Source organism: Kitasatospora sp. NPDC059803, assembly GCF_042732255.1.
Classification (GTDB): Bacteria; Actinomycetota; Actinomycetes; order Streptomycetales; family Streptomycetaceae; genus Kitasatospora.
Genome location: NZ_JBHWIJ010000330.1, coordinates 3,565 through 8,895 on the forward strand (window position 1 = coordinate 3,565; position 5,331 = coordinate 8,895).

3 protein-coding genes and 1 pseudogene are annotated in these 5,331 nt (G+C 73.3%); all 4 read left to right on the forward strand.

The annotated features are described in order from the left end of the window. Window positions 1–204: 204 nt before the first annotated feature. Complete coding sequence (locus ACFV6I_RS34035) at window positions 205–1,251, forward strand: enoyl-CoA hydratase/isomerase family protein (protein WP_380429590.1); 1,047 nt, start codon at window positions 205–207, stop codon at window positions 1,249–1,251. Window positions 1,252–1,352: 101 nt separating this feature from the next. Next, a complete protein-coding gene (locus ACFV6I_RS34040; protein ID WP_363366907.1) occupies window positions 1,353–2,015 on the forward strand; it encodes a GntR family transcriptional regulator in 663 nt (220 codons plus the stop codon). A gap of 195 nt (window positions 2,016–2,210) precedes the next feature. Next, window positions 2,211–4,937: a pyruvate dehydrogenase (acetyl-transferring), homodimeric type gene (gene aceE, locus ACFV6I_RS34045; protein ID WP_380429593.1), complete on the forward strand. Its 2,727-nt coding sequence runs from the start codon at window positions 2,211–2,213 to the stop codon at window positions 4,935–4,937. A gap of 185 nt (window positions 4,938–5,122) precedes the next feature. Further along, window positions 5,123–5,331 (forward strand): annotated as a pseudogene (locus tag ACFV6I_RS34050) (enoyl-CoA hydratase); the annotation flags it as partial.

Genomic DNA, 5,331 nt, shown 5'->3' on the forward strand with positions numbered 1-5,331 from the left:
GCGCGGCGGGCGCCGGTCCCCCCCCCCGGGGGCCGGGGCGGGGGGGGGGGGGGGCGCGCGCGGGGGGGGGGGGGGGGGCGGCCCCCCCCCCCCCCCCCCCGCCCGGTCGGGTGATCACGGCTCCGCGCCGCCCCGGTACGGTGGACGACAGGAGTCGTCAAGACCGAGGAACGACCGAACGACCGAACGACGGGAACGGACCCGATGAACGCAGAGGTGGCGGAGGTCCAGGTCTCCCTGGACGGCGGGGCCGGGCGGATCGTGCTGAACCGACCGCGGGCGCTCAACTCGCTGACCCACGGCATGATCACCACCGTCCACACGACGCTGACCGAGTGGGCCACGGACGACCGGGTACGCACCGTCGTCCTGACCGGCGCCGGCGAGCGCGGCCTCTGCGCCGGGGCCGACCTCCGCGCACTGCACGACGACGCCAGGGCCGGCGGAGCCGGCACCCGGGCCTTCTTCCGCGACGAGTACCGGCTGAACGCGCTGATCGCCCACTACCCGAAGCCGTACGTCGCGGTGATGGACGGCATCACCATGGGCGGCGGCATCGGCCTGTCCGCCCACGGCGCGCTCCGGATCGTCACCGAACGTTCCACCGTCGCGATGCCCGAGACCCGGATCGGGCTGGTCCCGGACGTCGGCGGCAGTCGGCTGCTCGCGCTCGCCCCGGGCGAGTTGGGCACCCACCTCGGACTCACCTCGGCCTCGATGGGCCCCGGTGACGCGCTGCTGTGCGGGTTCGCCGACCACTTCGTCCCCTCGACACGGATCTCGGCGCTGCTCGACGCCCTGGCCGAGAGCCCCGACCCCGCCGCCGCCGTCGCCTCGCACGCCGAGCCCGCGCCGGGGTCCGCGCTCGCGGAGCAGCGCGGCTGGATCGACGCCTGCTACGCGGCCGACACCGTCGAGGAGATCGTCGAACGACTGCTGAACTCCGGCGTGGCGGAGGCGAAGGAGGCCGCGGAGCTGGTCCTCGGCAACTCCCCCACGGCCGTCACGGTGACCCTCGCCGCACTGCGCCGGGCCCGCACGCTCCCCTCCCTGGAGGCCGTGCTCGACCAGGAGTACCGCGTCTCCTGCGCCGCACTGAGCGGGCCTGACCTGGTCGAGGGCATCCGCGCCCAGGTGATCGACAAGGACCGCACCCCGCGCTGGTCCCCGGCCGCGCTCGCCGAGGTCGGGGAGGCGGCGGTCGCCCGCTTCCTCGCCCCGCGCGTGGGCGACGAGTTGGGCCTGGCCTGACCGGGCTGCGCTGCGGCCCCGCATCACCACGCGCCATGAACTACGCGCCATGAACCACGAGTGATGAACCACGCGCCATGAACCACGATCAAGGAGCCCGCATGACCCGCCCGATCCCGCTGCCGCCCGCCGGGGACGCCGACCCGCTGTCCCGGGTGCCGCTCGGCGAGCAGGTGCGCGGACTGCTGCTGGAGGGCCTGCTGAACGGGCGCTGGCAGCCCGGCGACCGGATCGTGGAACGGCGCCTGGCCGCCGAGTTGAACGTCAGCCAGGCGCCGGTGCGCGAGGCGCTGCGCTCACTGCAGTCGCTCGGGCTGCTCGACGCCGAGCCCAACCGGGGCGTGCGGGTGCGCGAGATCAGCCCGGCCGAACTGCGCGAGGTCTACCAGGTGCGGGCCGCCCTGGAGCGGCTGGCCGCCGAGGCGGCGGTCGTCCGGCTGGCCGGGGACACCGCCGCCCTGGAGCGGCACGCGGAACGGATGGCGGCGGCGGCCGGGGCGGGTGACGCGCTCGGGCAGGCCCGGCACGGCGTGGCCTTCCACCGCGAGATCGTGGCCGCCGCCGGCAACGGGGCACTGCTGCGAACCTGGGAGGGGCTGGGCGTGGAGGTGTGGACGGTGCTGTCGCTGCACCGGGTCCGCCCGGAGCTGCACGAGAACGCGGCCGACCACGCTCCGCTGATCGACGCCTTCCGGCGGCGGGATCCGGAGGTCGGGCGGCTGTTGGCGGAACACGTCCTGGAGTACGCCGACCGCTCCGCCTGAGCGGATCCGGGCGGGGTCCCGGTGCGACATTATGGTTCGCACAAAGATGATCGATCATCGCTCACATTACCCTCCAGTAGCGGTTGACGCGCCGCCGGACCACTCCCTACCGTCCATAGAGACCTTCCATGGAGAGAAATGCTATTCCGCATCCCGGAATCGGCACTCTGAAGCACCGGCAAAGGGGAACCATCCGTGTCCCAGCTCGACCAGCTTCCCGACCACGACCCCGAAGAGGTCGCGGAGTGGCGCGCCTCCCTGGACGCCGCCCGCGACTTCGGCGGAGCGCACCGCGCCGCCCACCTGCTGCGCCGCCTCGTCGAACACGCCGAACTGCGCCGGCTCGACGTCCCACCGCTCCTGGACACCCCGTACGTCAACACCATCCCGACCGACACCGAGCCCGAGTTCCCCGGCGACGAGGCGATGGAGCGGCGGATCACCGCCTGGAACCGCTGGAACGCCGCCGCCATGGTGACCAGGGGCAACCACCGCGGCGGCCTCGGCGGGCACATGGCCACGTACGCGTCCGCCGCCTGGCTGTACGAGGTCGGCTTCCAGCACTTCTTCCGCGGCAAGGAGGCCGACGGCTCCGGCGACCAGCTGTACGTCCAGGGCCACGCCGCGCCCGGCGTCTACGCCCGCGCCTTCCTCGAAGGGCGCATCGGCGAGGCCCAGTTGGACCGCTTCCGGCAGGAGGCCGGCGGCGACGGCCTGCCCTCGTACCCGCACCCGCGCCGACTGCCGTGGTTCTGGGAGTTCCCGACCGTGTCCATGGGCCTCGGACCGCTGTCGGCCATCCACCAGGCCCGGTTCAACCGGTACTTGACCGCGCGCGGCATCAAGGACACCTCCGGCTCGCACGTCTGGGCGTTCCTCGGCGACGGGGAGATGGACGAGCCGGAGTCGACCGCCGCGCTCGCCCTCGCCTCCCGCGAGGGGCTGGACAACCTCACCTTCGTGGTCAACTGCAACCTCCAGCGCCTGGACGGACCGGTGCGCGGCAACGGCAAGATCGTCCAGGAGCTTGAGCGCCAGTTCCGCGCCGCCGGCTGGAACGTCGTCAAGTCGCTGTGGGGCGAAGCCTGGGACGACCTCCTGGCCCGCGACACCACGGGCGCGCTGGTGCGCCGGCTCGGCGCGGTGCCGGACGGACAGTTCCAGACCTACGCCGCCTCCGACGCCCGCTACGTCCGCGAGCACCTGTTCCAGGCCGCGCCCGAACTCCGGGCGATCGCCGAAACCGTTGACGACCAGCGGCTGTTGGAGATCGTCGCGACCTCCCGGGCCGGACACGAACCGCGCAAGGTGTACGCCGCCTACCGGGCGGCGCTGGAGCATCGGGGCGCCCCCACGGTGGTTCTGGTGCAGACGGTCAAGGGCTGGACGCTCGGCCCCGGCTTCGAGGCCCGCAACGCCAACCACCAGATGAAGAAGCTCTCCGGGGCGGAGTTCCGGGCGATGCGCGACCTGCTCGAACTCCCCATTCCCGACAGTGCCCTGACCGGCGAGCTGGTCCCGTACGCGCACCCGGGCCCGGACTCCCCGGAGGCCCGCTACCTCCGGGAACGGCGCGCCGCGCTGGGCGGCCCCGCGCCCGCCCGCCGGGTGCGCTTCACCCCGCTGCCCGAGCTGCCCGCGAAACCCTTCGAGACGCTGCTCAAGGGCTCCGGCACGCAGGAGATCGCGACCACCATGGCGTTCGTCCGGCTGGTCAAGGACCTGATGCGGGACAAGGCCACCGGCCACCGCTGGGTCCCGATCGTCCCGGACGAAGCACGCACCTTCGGCATGGAGTCGCTCTTCCCGAGCGCCGGCATCTACTCGCCGCTGGGGCAGACCTACGACCCGGTCGACCGCGACCAGCTGCTCCACTACAAGGAGTCGGCAACCGGCCAGATCCTCAACGAGGGCATCACGGAGGCCGGTTCGATGGCCTCGCTGACCGCCGCCGCGACCGCGTACGCCACCCACGGCGAGCCGGTGATCCCGTTCTACATCTTCTACTCGATGTTCGGCTGGCAGCGCACCGCCGACCAGATGTGGGCCCTGGCCGACCAGTTGGGCCGAGGCTTCCTGATCGGCGCCACCGCCGGACGCACCACGATGACCGGCGAGGGCCTGCAACACGCCGACGGCCACTCGCAGTTGATCGCCTCCACCAACCCGGCGGCACTGTCCTACGACCCCGCCTTCGGGTACGAGGTCGCGGTGATCGTCCGCGAGGGCCTGCGCCGGATGTACGGCAGCAGCCCCCAACACCCGCACGGCGAGGACGTGTTCTACTACCTGACCGTCTACAACGAGGCGCTGCCACAGCCGCCGCTGCCGACCGGCACGGATGTCACCGACGTTACTGCCGTCGCTGACGTCACCGACGGCATCCTGCGCGGGCTGTACCGCTACCGCCAGGCGGAGCCCTCGCTGGGCGGCGACGCGCCGCGGCTCCAGCTGCTCGCCTCGGGCACCGCCGTGCGCTGGGCACTCGCCGCCCAGCAACTGCTCGGCGAGGACTGGGGCGTGGCGGCGGACGTCTGGTCGGCACCCTCCTGGACGGAGCTGCGCCGGGAGGCGCTGGACTGCGACGCGGCCAACCTGGCACAGGCGGCGGCCGGTACGGGCGCGGCGGCGCGCGTCCCCTACGTGACGCGGGCACTGGCAGGGGCGCCCGGGCCGGTGCTGGCGGTCAGCGACTGGATGCGCGCGGTACCGGACCAGATCCGCCCGTGGGTGGAGCAGGACTGGACGTCGCTGGGCACGGACGGCTTCGGCCTCTCCGACAGCCGGGACGCGGCGCGGCGGCACTTCGGCGTGGACGCCCAGTCGGTCGCGGTGGCGGCGCTGGCCGCGCTGGCGCGCCGGGGCGAGGTCAAGGCGGAGACCGTCCGGCAGGCGGCCGAGCGCTACGGGGTCCGCTTCTGACCCCTGACGCCCCGCGTCCGGAGCCCCGTGTCCGGAGCCCTGGGCCCCGGCTCCGCAGCGGGGAGCCGGGCCCGTGACGACCATCTCGCATACCAAGACTGGCGCGAGGCGGGGCGCGTCGTAGATCGTTGGATGGTCAGGGCGCGCCCGCGCGGCGCCGAGCAGCGGAATGGGAGTCAACGGCGATGACCGAGACCGAGACCTACGAGACGATCCTGGTCGAGCGCAAGGGCCGGGTGGGGCTGATCACGCTCAACCGGCCGAAGGCGCTCAACGCGCTGAACACCCAGCTGATGAACGAGGTGGTCGCGGGGCGCGCCCGCCACCTACCCGGGACGCCGGACAGGGGGAGTGTTTTTTACCCGGAGGGGCAAGCGTTTGAGCGCGGGCCCGC